Annotated in this window: 12 protein-coding genes; all 12 read right to left on the minus strand. The window is 61.8% G+C overall.

Features of this window, described 5'->3' with window-relative positions:
* Entirely contained in the window at nt 1-2,205 is a 2,205-nt protein-coding gene (gene gspD / locus AC1RRT_RS20450) for a type II secretion system secretin GspD (RefSeq protein ID WP_493015830.1), read from the minus strand.
* Complete coding sequence (locus AC1RRT_RS20455; RefSeq protein ID WP_493015831.1) at nt 2,177-2,713, minus strand: hypothetical protein; 537 nt, start codon at nt 2,711-2,713, stop codon at nt 2,177-2,179. The genes gspD and AC1RRT_RS20455 overlap by 29 nt, the downstream gene beginning before the upstream one ends.
* Nucleotides 2,710-3,285 carry a type II secretion system protein GspM gene (gene gspM, locus AC1RRT_RS20460; RefSeq protein ID WP_493015832.1) on the minus strand — a complete coding sequence of 192 codons (576 nt, stop codon included), beginning with the start codon at nt 3,283-3,285 and terminating at the stop codon, nt 2,710-2,712. Before gspM ends, AC1RRT_RS20455 begins: the two co-directional genes overlap by 4 nt.
* Nucleotides 3,285-4,376, minus strand: coding sequence for a PilN domain-containing protein (locus AC1RRT_RS20465; RefSeq protein WP_493015833.1), 1,092 nt, complete (start codon nt 4,374-4,376; stop codon nt 3,285-3,287). The genes gspM and AC1RRT_RS20465 overlap by 1 nt, the downstream gene beginning before the upstream one ends.
* Nucleotides 4,376-5,029: a prepilin-type N-terminal cleavage/methylation domain-containing protein gene (locus AC1RRT_RS20470; protein ID WP_493015834.1), complete on the minus strand. Its 654-nt coding sequence runs from the start codon at nt 5,027-5,029 to the stop codon at nt 4,376-4,378. The genes AC1RRT_RS20465 and AC1RRT_RS20470 overlap by 1 nt, the downstream gene beginning before the upstream one ends.
* Nucleotides 5,026-5,397 (minus strand): type IV pilus modification PilV family protein, encoded by a 372-nt coding sequence (locus tag AC1RRT_RS20475; protein ID WP_493015835.1) that lies wholly within the window; start codon nt 5,395-5,397, stop codon nt 5,026-5,028. The genes AC1RRT_RS20470 and AC1RRT_RS20475 overlap by 4 nt, the downstream gene beginning before the upstream one ends.
* A 2-nt stretch (nt 5,398-5,399) precedes the next feature.
* A complete protein-coding gene (locus AC1RRT_RS20480) occupies nt 5,400-5,807 on the minus strand; it encodes a pilus assembly FimT family protein (RefSeq protein WP_493015836.1) in 408 nt (135 codons plus the stop codon).
* The gene (gspG, locus tag AC1RRT_RS20485) at nt 5,788-6,240 is read right to left on the minus strand and encodes a type II secretion system major pseudopilin GspG (RefSeq protein WP_493015837.1); all 453 of its coding nucleotides are present in this window, start codon (nt 6,238-6,240) and stop codon (nt 5,788-5,790) included. Before gspG ends, AC1RRT_RS20480 begins: the two co-directional genes overlap by 20 nt.
* Before the next feature lie 27 nt (nt 6,241-6,267).
* On the minus strand, nt 6,268-7,482 hold the full coding sequence (locus tag AC1RRT_RS20490) for a type II secretion system F family protein (protein ID WP_493015838.1): 1,215 nt from the start codon (nt 7,480-7,482) through the stop codon (nt 6,268-6,270).
* Nucleotides 7,482-9,158, minus strand: a complete 1,677-nt coding sequence (locus AC1RRT_RS20495) for a GspE/PulE family protein (protein WP_493015839.1) — start codon at nt 9,156-9,158, stop codon at nt 7,482-7,484. The genes AC1RRT_RS20490 and AC1RRT_RS20495 overlap by 1 nt, the downstream gene beginning before the upstream one ends.
* 988 nt (nt 9,159-10,146) lie before the next feature.
* Nucleotides 10,147-13,788 carry an RHS repeat domain-containing protein gene (locus AC1RRT_RS20500; protein WP_493015840.1) on the minus strand — a complete coding sequence of 1,214 codons (3,642 nt, stop codon included), beginning with the start codon at nt 13,786-13,788 and terminating at the stop codon, nt 10,147-10,149.
* Between the two features lie 117 nt (nt 13,789-13,905).
* The coding region (locus AC1RRT_RS20505; protein ID WP_493015841.1) for an FG-GAP-like repeat-containing protein at nt 13,906-15,951 on the minus strand (2,046 nt) is incomplete at its 5' end.

Consider the following 15,951-nt stretch of genomic DNA (forward strand, 5'->3'; position numbering starts at 1 on the left):
CTATTGCTCGCCCAGCATGCCCGGCGGAATGCGCAACCGTTCGCGCAATTCCTGCGTCACACGGCGGATATCGGCCGGCGCCCGCACCACCTGCGGCGTGATCAGGATCAGCAGCTCGGTCCGATTGGTGCTTTCCGTCGTGGTCTTGAACAGGTTTCCCAGCAACGGGACATCCTTGAGAACAGGAATGCCGGAATTGCCGTCGACCCGGCGGTCGCGGATCAGGCCGCCCAAGGCAATCGTCTCGCCTGTATTGACGCTGATGGAGCTGGAAACCTTGCGCTGCTGGATGGTCGGAGAGTCCAGATTGGATGTGGTCGTACGCGCCACATCGCTGACCTCCTGGCTGATATCCATCAGCACCAGCCCCCCTTCGTTCACACGCGGTGTCACCTTCAGGATCACGCCGGTATCACGGAACTGGATTGTATTGACCACCGGTGCACCCGGTGAACCGACACTGACCGCCGACTGGGTGGCAATCGGAACCTGATCACCAACCTGCAATGTGGCGGTCTGGTTGTTCAGCACCATCAGTTTGGGCGATGAAACGACATTGACGTTGGTGATGCCTTCCAAGAGGCTCAAGGCAGCCCGGATATCGCTGCCCTTCGTCAAGACGGCAGAGAATCCTGGAAATGTGCCGCTGACAGCGCCGGTCGCTGCCTGGCTGAGAGTGAAGGTTTGCGCGCCGGGTTGAAACAGCCACTGCACGCCATAACGCAGATCGTCAGTCAGGGTGACCTCGGCAACCACAGCCTCGATCATGACCTGCAGGGGCGGGATATCGAGCTTGGAAAGAGCGGCCTCGATGACGCGATACTCACGCGGTGTCGCCAGGATCAGCAGCGCATTGTTGACTTCATCCGCCTTGATCCGCATGCCTCCCACGCTGCCGACCTTGATCCCGCCATCGGTCCCGCCCGTGAATTCGACGCGCGTTCCGATTGGCGCTGCCGGACTGATGTCCGCGGACCCAACGGTGCTTCGGCCTTCATACATGCTGCCCGCCAACAGGCCAGCGCGCCCAGCACCTGCATCGGGCCGACCGGCCGGCCGGGCAGCGGTCGCTTCCCCTCCCTCGCTCAGCAGACCCGTCAAGGCCGCGGCCAGATCGGCAGCACGGCCGTTCTGAACGTAATAGACATACACCCGGGCATCGACATTTTCCGCGCCACGGTCCAGCCGGTCGACCCAGCTTTCGACTTCGCGCAACGATTCTGCTGTCGCCGCAATCGCCAGCACGGCATTGATCCGCTCGATCGGCACGATCCGCAACGCCCCCACTCCAGCCTGCTTGAGATTCAGGGCGAAAATGATCTCGAGTTCCTTTACCACCGTCTTGGCTTCGACATTGCGCGGCGTGAACAGACCAAAGGACATGCCGGCCATCGAGTTGACGTCAAAAACGCCAACCGTATCCATCATCGTGGCAATCTCACCCTGACTGCCGCCAAGCAGCAGCACATTCCGCGAAGGAATGGTGCGAATGACCGTCTCTGCCGGCATGAAGGATTTGAGCAAGCCGGCAATTTCCTCAGACGAGACGTAAGAGAGCGGGACGACACGGATCGCATAACCCGGCTGATCCGCCATCGCGATACTGGACCGGCCAACGCCAGGGCCATACCGCAGCACTTCACTGGATTGAACGACCGTGTAGACATCACCAGACCGCACCACGCCCAGGCCATTCAGCCTCAGAGCGCCTTCCAAAACCGGCAAGACAGAGTCTCGGTTGATCGGACGGTTGGTCTGAAGCGTAATCGTCCCCTGCACCTTCGGATCAATGGCGAAATTGCTTTGCATGATGTCGCCCAGAACCGTGCGGATCACATCCTTGACGTCTGCATTGACGAAATTGAACGTGATATCGCCTTCGACGGATGTACCGCTGCGCACACCCAACGGGCGCCCGCCGACAATCCGGCCAGTCCCCGGGAACATTTGCTTGCTGACATCGCGGCTGCTGTCTTCATGCGCCGCCTCCGCAGACGGCATGGCGACCGGACTGACTGAAACCGCCGCCGTATTGCGGGTCGATATATTGGCTGGCGGCAGCTGATTGGCCTGACGCCGGCCTGGCTCCGTACAGGCCGACAGCATGGCCGCCAGCAATCCCGCCATAATAATGCTTTTGCTCTTCAACAAGACCTTATACCCCCACGCGCCGCCATTATCGTCGAGGCCCCGGCTGCGCAGCATTCACGCCACCGGACTCCTTGCCCACAACAAGGCGGATTTCCCGTTCTTCCGTTCCGTTTCGGAACACCACCGCATCGCTGCGTATGGCGCCGACCTGCCAACCCTCGTAGGTGTCGCCCTCACGCAACCGCCGCCCGTCCTTCTCATCCACGCCGCGAACCAGAGCGAGCCTGCGGCCCCCGCTGCCAACGATCCCGAGCAGGAGCGGCGCACGAAACACCACACCTGTTGATACAGGCTGCGATGCAGCCGGCGGCGGCGCCATCCTGAGGCGCGATGGATTAAAAAGCGGCCGCTCGGCCGCATCGGAAAACAATGCCTTGGACGGCAGCGCCGATGCACTGGTGCTTCGCCCGGCATCAGGCAGTGGTACAGCCGCCGCAACGGCGATGTCGGGCAACTCTGGTTGCCGGATCGCGATCTGCCAGACGAACAGCAGCACGAAAAGCAGCATGCCGGCCAGAAGTCCTGCATTCAGCGGATTCACGAGAGGCCCGATCCGGTTCATCGGGCCACCCAGTAACCGATGACGTCCAGACGTACAGTCAGGACAGTGTTGCCTTCACTTTTCTGTGGCGGCAATCCCTGATCGGGTGCGCGAACATCCAGCACTTCGATGGCCATGCTGGGAGCGCCGTTGGTTTCTATACCCTGCAGCACATCGATCAACCGGTCCGCACCAACCGAGACCTCAAGCCGCGCCGCCAGACGATCATAACCAGCATCCTTTGCCGACGGCAGGACGGTCAACACGCGCACCGATGCACCATTAGTCTCGACGACACGCCGCAGCGAGGTTTGCAGCAGAGATGACGCCAACGGCTGGTTTGGCGCCTCAATGAAACCGCGAACCTGCGCCAACTCCTGACGTCGGGTAGCAGTCCATTCGGTCAGCTGGGATTTCTGACCCGCGTTAGCGCGATACCGCGACAACAACTGCGTTGACCGTTCGATTGCCTCTTCCGTATCGGCGTACCGTTCGGCCAGCGGAACGACAAGAACCTGCCAAGCCAACAGAATGGGTAAGAAGAGCATTGCCAGCGCCGACGCACGGCGAATGGACCGGTTCTGCAACAACATCACGGCGTTTCCCCTCGAAGGAGCGTCGCCGAAATATCAAACCGGTCGGCATCGCCACCACTGCGGCGGACCGACGGTGACCGGAACTGTGCATCCCGGAACCAGCCGGATTTTTCAAGAATGACCGTGACATTCGAAGCATCTGGCGCGTAGCCGTACAGTCGGACCTCCCCGCCCTGAATCTGCATCTGATACAGCCAAGTATCATTCGGCAGAATCCGGCTGAGTCTGGCCACACCGGTCGAAACGGGCCTGTCGCCGAATTTTCCGTTGAGGAAATCGATACGCGCCTGCGTTTCGATCAGGCCCTTGCGAAGCGTCTCGACTTCAACTGCCGTTTTGCGCTCCTTCGCAAGCTCTGCCGTCAAAAGGTTCAATACCGCTTCACGATGCGAAACCTCCAGGCTCGCAACCACCCACCCCAGCCCGATCACCAAGCATACCAATACGGCTGGCACAAAGCTCTGCCAGCGCAGGGACAGACTACGTTTTGCCTGCCGGAGCAGGTTCATGTCCGCCGGAAGATCGACGGCATCGATCCGGGCTGCGGCCGGCATCAAGCCGCAATGATGAAGGACCGCACACATGCGATCGACCGACGCACGCTCTGCAGCAATCAGGCAAAGCTGTAGCCGTCCGCTGGCCTCGCCAGTGATGTGCCAGTCGAAATACGCCTCATCCGCATTGAAGGGGGTCTGACGCGCGAGCTCGAAGTTCAGCGCCTTGGCTAGCCTGGGCCGGACTGCGGCAGGTAATTCCAGTTGACGAACCAGGATGTCCTGCCTGGCCAAGCTCATCAGGATCGTTACCCGATCCGGCGACAAAGGCGGCTGCAGGTGCCCCATGGCCACCAGAACGGCATCTGCATCTGCCGGCCCGTTATAGATATGCTCGCCACCACTTGCCGGCCGCAGGTCAAGCGTCTGGGCAGCCGCATCAACCCGCGCGATCAATACCGACCGCGACAGCCGACGACGCCAGGGTGCAGGCAGCATGCCCAGCAACTCGTTGCGCCACCAGCGCAGACCGTCCGCCATCATATGGGCGGCTCTTTCAGCAAACGGCATCAGGCGTGAGGCTGATATCTTCATCACCGCCCCCTGCATCGCTGCGTGAGCGGATCGGGCACGCATTCGGCGTCCATGGTGATCTTCGGCGCCACCACAAGCTCGGGCCAGCGCCGGCGGTCGCCGTCAGCGAACGTCACGCGTAAACGCACCAGGCCCGGCATGCTCGCACGATCCATCCAGCTTGATGTCCAGGCGGCGGGCCCAGAACCGGCCGCACCGAAATAGTCCAGCGTTATACCTGCGATATTGCGCAGCAGGACGACATCTTCGGTTGTGCGCTGGCCCCCGCCTTGCTCTGACAGGGATAAAACCAAGTCTTGCCGTCCTTCCGGACCGGTGACATGCAGCTGCGCCGAAATATAGCCACCCGGATGGCGCCAGATCTCCGGTGGCGGCGTCCAGAAGGCGACGTGGCCGACCTCGCCGCGGAAATCGACGCGATAGCCCTGCGCTGTCGGCGACGGCATGGGATAGGCTTGGTCTAGCGCCTGACGGATCAGACGCTGCGCCACGCCGGCCTCGTCGATGGCGGCAGCCCTGGCATTCAGGCCGTTCCACGCACGACTGCCCAGCCGCAGGCCCTGATAGAGTGCTGCAGCAAGAAGACTGATGATTACCAGCACGACCAGAGTCTCGACCAGCGTGAAACCGCCATCGCGGAGACGGGTCTTCATGGACGCATCGTGGCAAGACGCAGTGTCGTCAGGTCAAGCAACGGCTTGCGTGCCACACCATCTTGCACGACGAGACTGATGCGATAGGCGCGCACCGGCGCAGGCGCTGCAGCGCCATAGGTGCCGATGGTGAGTTCCCAGTCCATGCCACTGAGCCACTGCCCCTGCAGGCGCCCTGGCTGCAACGGAATGTCCTGGCCAACACGATCGAACATGCCAGCCGCCATGGCGGTCGCATATTGCAGTCGTTCAGCTCGCACCAGCCCAGCCGACTGTTCGGTAAACACCCAGACCAAGGCCTGAATCCCCAGTGCAAAGATCGCCACGGCGATCAGCACTTCCAGCAAGGTGAAGCCGGCGTCTTTCATCTCTAGCGCTCGAGCACCGTGATCCGGCCCGACAGACGCTCGACCTGCACGGTGACTCGGCGCGCCAGTCCCAGACCTTGCGCCTGCAGGGCGATGCTGCCGCCGGCGGTGGTGCCGTCGCGCTGGAACACGATCTCGCGCAGGCCGGTGTCCGGCAGCGAGACGCCGGCCGGCAGGAGGCGCATGTCGTCTAGGCTGACGTGGACGATCCGGTTTTCGGCAATGGCGCGGCCGCGCGCCGCGCGCAGGTCGCCGGCCAGAGTCTGCGCCGCGGCCTGCAGCGCCGTTGCGCCACCGCCCCTAGGCCAGAACGCGACCAGGCTGGTGGCGACCAGGGCCGTGATGGCGAGCGTCACCAACATCTCGACCAGCGTGAAGCCGGCATCGGCCTTACTGCCAGTTGCCGACATCGGCATTCTCGCCCGTGCCGCCCTGCGTCTTGTCGGCGCCCAGCGTGAAGAGGTCATAGTCGCCATGTTCACCCGGCGCGCGATACTGATAGCGCTGCCCCCAGGGATCGCTCAGGCTGGAATCCTTTTTCACATAGGGGCCGTTCCAGCGTTCGGCGCTGTTCGGCTTGGCGACCAGCGCCTGCAAGCCCTCTTCCGTGGTCGGATAGCGGTCATTGTCGAGACGGAACATGTCGACGGCGGCGCTGAGCGCCTGGATCTGGATCTTCGCGGTATCGCTCTTGGCCTTGCTCAAGTATCGAATCACCGGCGGCGTCGCCACGCTGGCCAGCAAACCGATGATCACCAGCACCACCAGCAATTCGATCAGGGTGAACCCACTGTCGCTGCGCTGCCGCGCCCACGACCGGTCCTTACGCGTCGTCTTGAACACCACTATCCCCCTTAACCCCAACCGGCCTTACAGCACGATCTGATTCACGCTCAGCAAGGCCGAGAAGACCGTCGCGACCAGAAAGGCGATCATCGCCCCCACACCGATGGTCAGCGCCGGCACCAGGATGGCCAGGAAACGGTCGAGGCGACGCTTCACATCGCGCTCGATCAATCCGGCGGCCTGATCGGCCATGGCGCCCAGCCTGCCTGTCTGTTCGCCAACCCGGATCATGTGTACCGCCAGTTGCGTCACCACGCCACTCTGATCCAGTCCCTGTGAGAGGCCGTCGCCCTCCGCGATCGCATCGCCGACAGCCCCGAGCCGCGCCTGGAACGCGGCATTGCTCAATCCGGCCAGGGCGGTGCGCCAGGCGACGGTTATGGAGGCCCCGTTGGTCAGCAGCAACCCAAGATTGCGACAAAGCCGCGCTGTATCCGCCTTGGCGACGATATCCCGCAGGCCAGGGATCCGCAGCGCCTGCCCGGCCCGCCAGAGGCGGAAAACCGGGCGGTTCCAGGCATAAAACACCCCCGCCAGAGCGGCGGCGGCGAGCAGCGCCAGCGGCCCGCCAATGGCCGCCAGCAGGTCGGAAGCCGCCAGCAGCAGGGTCATCGACCAGGGCAGTTCGACCCCGGCATCGGCCAGCATGGGGCGGAAGGACGGCACCACGACCGCCAGGATGAAGATCACCGAGACGACCGCCAGCACCACCAGCAGCACCGGGTATAGTAAAGCGGATGTGACCGCGCCGCGGAATTCCTCGGCCTTGGTCAGGTCTTCGGCCAGGCGCTCCAGGGTGGCCGCCAGCGCGCCACTGGCCTCGCCGGCCTCGACCAGGGCGCAGTAGAGCGGCGGGAACAGGGCCGGGTATGGCTTCAGCGCCTCGGCCAGACTGCCGCCGCCGCGCACCACCTCGACAATTCCCGCCAGCGCCTTTTTCAGGCCGCGATCCGTGACAGAATCCATCGCCGCCTGCAGCGCGCGGTCGACCGGGAAACCGGCCTGCAGCAGCACGGCCAGTTCGAAGGTGAACAGCGCCACCTCGCGCTTGCCGCTGCTGCTTTCGAATTGCAGCACCGGCAGGCGCCACTGTCGGGCCCCCTTCAGCGCTTCGACCTGCAGCGGGAAATGCCCCTGTGCCTGCAGCCAGACGGTGACGGCCTGGGCATCCGCATCGTCGCGCTCGCCGGAAAGCGTTTCGCCGCTGCGCGCGATGGCCTGGTAGCGATAGAGCGGCATCAGATGTCGCGGGTCACGCGCACCACCTCTTCTACCGAGGTGGCGCCGGCGATGCATTTGCGCAGGCCATGCTGATACATGGTTTCCATGCCCTCGGCTGAGGCGGCCTGCTGGATCTGCTGCGCCGAGGCCTTGCTCATGACGAGGCGGCGGATCGGCTCGCTCATCACCAGCACTTCCGAAATGGCCGTGCGCCCTTTGTAGCCGGTGCCGTTGCATTGCGGACAGCCGACGGCCCGATGCAGCGTCGCGCCGGTACTGACGGCAGAGAAGCCAAGCCGCGCGGTCAGTTCAGCCGAAGGCTTGTAGGGCTCGCGGCAGTGGGTGCAGAGCACGCGCACCAGGCGCTGCGCCGCCAAGCCATTGATGGTGGCGGTGAGCAGGAAATCCTCCAGCCCCATGTCGATCAGGCGGGTGATGGCGCTGGCCGCGTCGTTGGTATGCAGGGTGGACAGCACCAGATGGCCGGTCAGCGCCGCCTGCACAGCTATTCTGGCGGTTTCGACATCGCGGATTTCGCCGACCATCATCACATCGGGATCGTGGCGCAGGAAGCTGCGCAAGGCAGACGCAAAAGTGAACCCGATCTGCGGCTTCACCTGGGTCTGGTTGATGCCGTCGAGCCGGTATTCCACCGGATCTTCCAGGGTGAGGATTTTCACCTCGGGCTTGCGCAGGCGCAGCAGCGAGGCATAGAGCGTGGTGGTCTTGCCGCTGCCGGTCGGACCCGTGACCAGCACGATGCCATGCGGACGCTCCAGCGCAGAAAGCCAACGTTTCAGCGCCTCGCCTTCCAGCCCGAGACTGCCGAATTCCAGCGCGATATTGCCGCGCTCCAGCAGGCGCAGCACGATGCTCTCGCCCGCCACGGTGGGAATGATCGAGACGCGGATATCGATCTCGCGGCCTTTGACCGCCATGCCGATGCGGCCATCCTGTGCCAGCCGCCGCTCGGCGATATCGAGCTTGGACATGATCTTGAGGCGCGACACGACGGCGGCCTGGATCTGCGGCGGCGCCTGGTCGACCGGCACCAGCACGCCATCGATGCGATAGCGCACGGCGAGTGAATCCTCGGCTGATTCCAGATGCACGTCGGAGGCGCCGCGCTCGACCGCATCCTCGATCCAGCGATTGACCAGGCGGATCACCGGCGCATCGCTTGCCAGGTCCTTCAGCCGCTCGACATCGTCATGCCGCAGCGCCGCGACCTTTTCGCCGGCGGTCTTCGCCAGCTCGGCCTGCGCGGTCCGGCCCTCGCCATAGAGCCGCTCGAAGGCGCGCTCCAGATCGCTGGCCAGCGCCACCTGCAGCCGCACCGGCAGCTTCAGGCGATAACCGATGGCCTCTGCCACATAAGCATCGGTGGGATCGACCACGGCGACATCGACGGCATCATCCTGCACGGCGACCGGAATGGCGCGGATCTGCCGCAGGAAGGCAGCGGGCAGACGATCGAGCAGCAGTGCGGCGGCGGGAAACTGCTCGAGGCGGATGCGCGGCAGGCCGAGCGCGGCGCTCAGCGCGGCGGCAAGGTCGCCCTCGGCCAGCAGGCCGAGCTTGAGCAGCACGGAATCGAGCCGCTCGCCGGTCTCGCGCTGCAGGGTCTGGGCGCGGGTGAGCGCCGGTGCGGTGAGACGGCCGGACGCGAGCAGAAGAGCGCCGAGGTCGGGCATCCCAGACCCCGCAACTCCCGGCGCGGAAACAGCCAGACCGGAGTCGCCCATGAACCGCTCATCCCCCTGAAAACCTGTGAAATCCGCCCGCCGCCGGCGCAGCGGCAGCATGGCGACAGCCTACCGGGGAATGCAGTCGCCCGCAAATACCGGGCCGAGTCATGAGGCTGGAAAAAGGGTCTGGAGCGACAGCGATTGCCCAGCGATTGCCCAGTGATTGCCCAGTGATTGCACTGCCATCAATGCCTGAAAACAGGCGGTCTGGCGTTCGTTTTGCTTCGCTGGCCTTCGCCAGGGTTCATTCCGGTTCGCTGGGGTTCGTTAGCGCTTCATTCGCGTTCGTTACGGTTCGCTGGCGCTCATTCGGGTTCGCTGCGGTTCGCGGCCCGCATCTCATACGGGCGCATTCACATCTTCACCATGTCCGACAGCAGCAGGCATCCGCGCAACGCGGGATGCATCAAGGCGTATGGGAAGGCTGAGGAAAATGTCCAGAAGGTGAGCCCGCGCCACAGGACGAGCCAGCTCAGCGACGAGAATAATCGTGGTCTGTCCCCGATTGCTCTCGATTACCCAGTGGGAGCTAAAAAACGCGGGCGGTGTAGTTATAAAGTCAACGCCTTAAGATTTTTGAGTTTATACAAGCCAGATACCGCCCTATAAAAACCAAGCTAATAATCACTGTAATCAAGCCAACGATAAAAACCACATCCCTTACACCTTGAGACAAATCAAGTGGTGCAATCACAGAAAAAAACAAAATCGAACCGGCGAGAACTCCCCCTCCGATTTTTGCACCACGCCTACAGTGCAAGCATTCCGGATGCGGTGAGGTAAAATCCCGCACCCTACCGCGCCATAACAAAGTTCCCCCTCCAACAAGAAGGATTAACGATAACAATTCCGTTCCAGCCCACAGCCCTTTAAGGAAGAGACTTGTCAGGACCCCGACTGTGACGAGTGCAAACCCGAGATATTGCATGTTTTATTACTTCGCAAACTCTCTCATTTTTTCGTCTACGTATGGGGCTGCAAACTTCTCAATTATATTCCCCATCGCGGCCTTTGCAGGAGCGGGCGCCCCCCGAACACCAGGGGTGATATCAAGAGTAATGTCAATAACAAGTGATGTACCCAACTGATAGGGCTGCGGGTTTAATACATACGATAACCCCTGCGCCGCATACCCAGATCCAATGACGGTTGCACCCGTCACCCAAAAATCACCCGCAAGTAAGAATGTACCACTAAATTTTGCAACATCAGCATAATTTGACAGCACCGTAGCACTAGCCCCTCGATATTCCCCCAGCTGGGCTGCAGCATCGCAAGAAATGCACTCAATCGCAGCGCCCTGTTGTTCTGCCATATATCCGTCTGGATCACGCCACTTCGTTATTTCCTTGGATACATCTTTGCCCATCATTTGATTATACAAATAGCCGAAGCTTCCAGTCACTGCGCCGTTAGTGAATTTACCGCCGCCAATGGTCGAGCCCAATCCGCCAATAACTGCGCTGGCAATAGTACCCGAAATCTTATCCAACCCGGTAATCTGCGGGCCAGCGCCCGCACTCATCCCAGCAGCAAGCGCCCCGGCGCCACATTTACCGCCTTGAGCAGCCGCACTGCCACATCCGACAGCAGCATGTCCGGCAATATTCGCAAGATGCCGTGCACTGCCGAAATATTTTTCAGGCGTTAAGCTCTCGAATCCTTTCCCACCAAATGTTTTGGTATTGGGATCGAAATGACCGCCAGTTAGATCACCCACAGCCTGGAATGCTACGGCGGTAACATATGCAATAACCGCCGCCTTGAACATATCGCCCAGAGACCCGCCATTAACGGCCGCATTAAAGGCTGCCGCGGCTGCCGCACCTAGAGGGCCAAAGTACGCCCCGACAATCTGAACGACAGACTGCACAATTTCATTTCTGAAGAAACTTTTGACCGCATTAGCAATGGACTTGAATATGCGGCCAATTTTTAAGTAGCCGGTCGGGTCGGTATAAGTCAGCGGATTATTATCTACATAAGCATACCGGTTGAACGCCAACGTCGACATTACATCTTGTATGAACGGATCGGCGCTAACAAAACGCGCAATCGTCGCATCATAGAGACGACCGTTCATATGAATGAGGGCAACCTCTTCCAGATGCTCGTGATTGGTGAAACCACGGTCCACCTGGCTGGCGATGCTGTCCGAGAAGTCCGGCGCGCCCGTGGTAAAGCGTCGCTTACCCCAGACATCATAGCTTAGGCGCTCAACTACCGTACCGCCCGCGTCGGTCAGCAGCGTAGTGCTGCCCAGATGATCACGATGGAAGTAGCGCTGGACGACATTGTCATTGACCTCTTTGGTGATCAACGAGACCAGTTCGCCCTGTACCATGATGTAGCTGTCCCAGCGCACATGGGCCCCGCTAGTGGTCAGCTTGCGTTCAGCTCGCGCACCAGTCACAGCATCATTGAGGTATTGCTTGATGTCGTTTGGCGTGACCTGACTGATGCGCTGATGTCCGGCATCATAGGCAAAGGCCAGCGTATTGCCGCCGCGGCTGATGCTGACCGGCATGTCAAAGGCGTTCCACACAAATGTGCGGCCGTCGCCCGACAACATGTTGCCGTTGGCATCATAGGTGTAGCTCTTGTCGGCCACGCCGGACTGGTTGCTGGCAATGAATCCAACCGCATGGGGGCGAACGGATTCCGCGCCCGAGGCCGGATAGCTGTAGGTGCCGACATCGGATTTGAAGGCAATATTGCCGCCGACATACTGCATGGTCAGCGTCGCCGTGGTGCTGCCATTGGTCAGCGTGGTGGCGCTGGTCATGCGGTTGAGCGAGTCATATTCCAGGTTGTCGGTCACGCCGGTGACGGATTCCGCGCGGGATGTCACGTTGCCCACGGAGTCGTAGCCGATGCTCCAGCTCTGAAGCGTCGTGCCCGCCTTGGCGGCCGAGATCGTCTTGACCAGGCCACGGCCGGCCTCGTAGGTGCGGGCACCGGCCACGCCATTGCCGTAGGTTTCGCCGGTGAGCTGGCGCGACGCATTGCGCGTATTGAGCGACCAGACCGCATTGCCACCGTTGGTGACCGTGAGCAGTTCGCTCAGGCCACTATAGGTGTAATCCAGCGTCAGACCGGAGGGATAATTCAGGCTGCTGAGGCGGCTTAAACTGTCATAGCTCTGGGTGAAGAAGCTGGTCGCGCCATTCTGGGTCAGCGCGGTCTGCGCCGGGCGGCCCAGGCTGTCATAGGCCTGGGCACGGGCATGGATCACATTGCTGCTGCCATCAGTGGCCGTGGCCGAAGCCAGCTTGCCGATGCCATAGGTGGCAGTGTCGTAAACCCAGCTGTCGGTCTGATCGACCGTTGTATCAGCCTTCTTCGCCACCTTGGAAAGCGTGCGGCCAAGCAGATCGTAGGTGATCTCGGTGGTCTGCAGCTTGGCGTCAGTCTGCTTCTTCAGCTGACCCAGCGCATCATAGACATAGGTCCAGACGCCCTTGTCGGGGTCGGACATGCCAATCTTGCGGCCGCGCTTGTCGTAGGTGAAGGAGACGGTGTTGCCGTCCTGGTCATTCACCGTATTCAGGTTGCCGAAGGGATCGTAGGCATAGGTGTTGGTCGTGAAAAGACTGGTGCCGCCATCGTCGCGGCCGTTCTTGACGGTGATCGTCTGGCCCTGGCTGTTCTTGGTGGTGATGCGCTGCTCGTTCCACTCGTTGGTCACGGTGTTGACGAGGCCGGCGTAGGTGATTGTCACCTGCTTGATCACCGCCACGCCGTTTTCCTCCTGCGGGCGGTTTTCGCGAATCACGCGGCCGATGGCATCATATTCAAACGTGGTCCAGACCGGCGTCTCGCCGACATAATACGGACGGTTCTTCCGCAGCACGCGGCCGAAGCTGTCGTATTCGGTATCGGCATAGATCGCCTTGGCCGGCTCGGCCGCCGAGGCATAGCCTTGCGTCTCGACGCGGATTTCGCGCTCCAGCGCGTCCATATACTGCTTCGATTTCGCGCCGAACTGCGTCGTGCCGTCAGACGCCAGCGGCGTGGTGACAATGGCGAAACGCGCCAAGGTCGGGCAGCCACTCAGGCTGCCGCCGTTATAGCCGCTGCACCACAGGTATTCGATTTTGGTCTTAGTGCCGTCCGGGCGGGTTTCCAGGATCTTGCGGCCAAAGCCGTCATAGGCCCAGATGGTGGCCAGGCCGTTCGGGCCGGTCTGGCTGGTCAGCGTGCCGAATTTCGGATCGTGGACGCGGGTCTCGGACTGATTGATCGCATTGGTGACGGTGGCCGGGAAGCGGCCATCGGCGGTGTAGGTCGCCGTGGTCGCGCGCGGCGCGATGGCCGCATCGCCGGTGGCCGGCGAGGAGACTGTGGTGGTCAGCTTGTTGCCGAAGGCATCGTAGGTATAGGTGGTGACCAGCGTGAACTGTGCGTCATCGGGCTCGATCGTCTCGGTGGCGATCATGCCGGCCGCATCGTAGGTCCAGCTCGATACGCGCGTGGCGCTGGCGGCCTGGGCCTGCAGCGGCATGGCGATCAGGAGCGCGCCGAGGAGGCTGCCCGCCGCGATGCGGGCCATCAAACGCTTATGCGCTGCAGTCATGTTCAACAATCCCCTAGGCCGTCCAGGCCTTCGTCTGCCACTGATCCCCATCGCCCCGTCCACCCGGGCCATGGGAATCCGTTGATCCAATCCGCGTCATGCCGCCCGCCGGGCGCTTCAGTTCCCCGGCGTCGTGCTGGTCACTTCCGAGCGCGTCAGCCGGCCCAGCAGCCAGTTGGCGGTGTCGTTGCTGTAGGTGTTGATCGTCGCCTTGGCGTGGCCGTCGCCGGTCGAGACTCCGACCTGCGTCGCATTGCCAAACGCGTCATACTGATAGCTGGTGGTGACCGCCGGCAGCGCCGCGCCGGTCAGCTCCCAGCTCTCTTCCAGGCTGGTGCTCAGGAACGGATAACGCCGCGTGCCGCCCAGATTGGTGCTGCTGTAGGTGTTGGTGCTGCGGTTGAGCAGCTGGCTGCCCAGCTTCTTCTCGCGGCTCGCCACCAGCCCGGTGAAGGGATAATCCTGGCGATACGTCGTCACCTGCTCGACGCCGGTCTGCTCGTCCTTCACCGTCATCTGACGGAAACCGAGGAAGCCGCGGCCGGTGGTCTCGGCCTTGGCGCCAGCGTAGCGATAGGTGCTGCGATACTCGCCGCCCAGGCCATTGGAAGACTTCACTTCCGCGACCACATACATCGGCGCCTGCAGATCGCTGCAGGGATGCGCGCAGGCATTTGCGCCGGTGTCCTTGGTGTAAGGCGCGCCGGCCAGCGAGAGCGGCTTGTAGGCGACCTGCGTCGTGCTGGCGATGCCCGTCGTGACAGACAGCAGCAGATCGGGGATGCTTTTGACCGGGGCGGACGCCTTGGGGCCGTTGCCTTCATACCCCAGCACATCGGGCAGGCCATCGCCGTTCAGGTCCATCAGGAAGCGCGTCCACAGCGCCTCGTTATTATACTGCCCAGCCTCGACGGCGGCGCCAAAATGGTTGAGCCAGCGCACCTGCGGCAGGAAGCTGGTTCCGGTATTCAAGCCGACATACATGCCATCGGAGTTGAAGCCAACGATATCAGGCAGACCATCACCATTCATGTCGGCGATACGGCGCGGCCATATGTTGTCGTTCGACCACTGGCCTGCAGCCACGGTGATGCCAAAGTTATTGGTCCAATAGGTCGGCGGCAGGAACTTGGTTCCGTCCGACAACGAGACATAGACGCCATGGATAAAGAAGCCGACGATATCGGCCAGGCCATCGCCGTTCACATCCACCATGTGACGGGTATAGCTGTTGCCATACCAGCCACCGGCCAGCGAACCGAAATCGTTGATCCAACGCGTCTGCGGCAGGAAACCGGTGCCCGTTGAGATGGCGACATAGGCGCCATCGGAATTGAAGCCAACGGCGTCCGGCAATCCGTCGCCGTTCACATCCACGAAGAAGCGCGGCTTGTAGCTCTCGATGGTGAAACCGCCGGCGGGATCGTTATAACCGAAATAGCTGCTCCACAATTGCGGCGCGGTGAAGCTGGTGCCGGTGCTGAGCGAGACATAGACGCCGTCCTTGCCGAAGGCGGCGATGTCGGTCAGGCCGTCGCCGTTCATGTCGATGAGCAGGCGGCGGTAGATCGTTTCATCGTTCCACTGCCCCTGCGCGATCATCGCGCCATAGGCCGGCACCCACAGGGTCGGAGGGGCAAAGCCGGTGCCCGTACTGAGCGAGACATAGACGCCTTCGTAATAGAAGCCGACGATATCGGCCTTGCCGTCGCCATTCACATCGGCAAGGTTGCGCGGATAGACCTGCTCATATGTCCACCATCCGCTGGCCTGGTTGAAGCCGAACTGATCGGTCCAGCGCGTATGCGGCGCAATGAAACTGCTACCGTTCGACGGCGAAACATATGTCCCGTCGTAATAGAAGCCGACAATGTCGAGCAGGCCATCGCCGTTTACGTCGCCGAACTTGCGCGGACGGGCATTTTCATCGGTCCATTGCCCCGATCCTGCGCCATAGTCGAAATAGGTGTTCCAGCGCACTGGCTGGGGGAACGTGAAATCGGCGGCGTTCCAGCTCAATGTCGTCGCCGGCAGACAGACATTTGCGGCATCGCAGGAGGTCAGGGAGATCAGCCGGCTGCGCTGGGTGCTGGGGCTGACCTCGTAAGCCGTGCGATATTCCCGCACCAGGTTTTCCGCCTGCCAGGCCTGTACCTTGGTCAG

It is taken from the genome of Ferrovibrio sp. GW821-FHT12B10 (assembly GCF_058807515.1).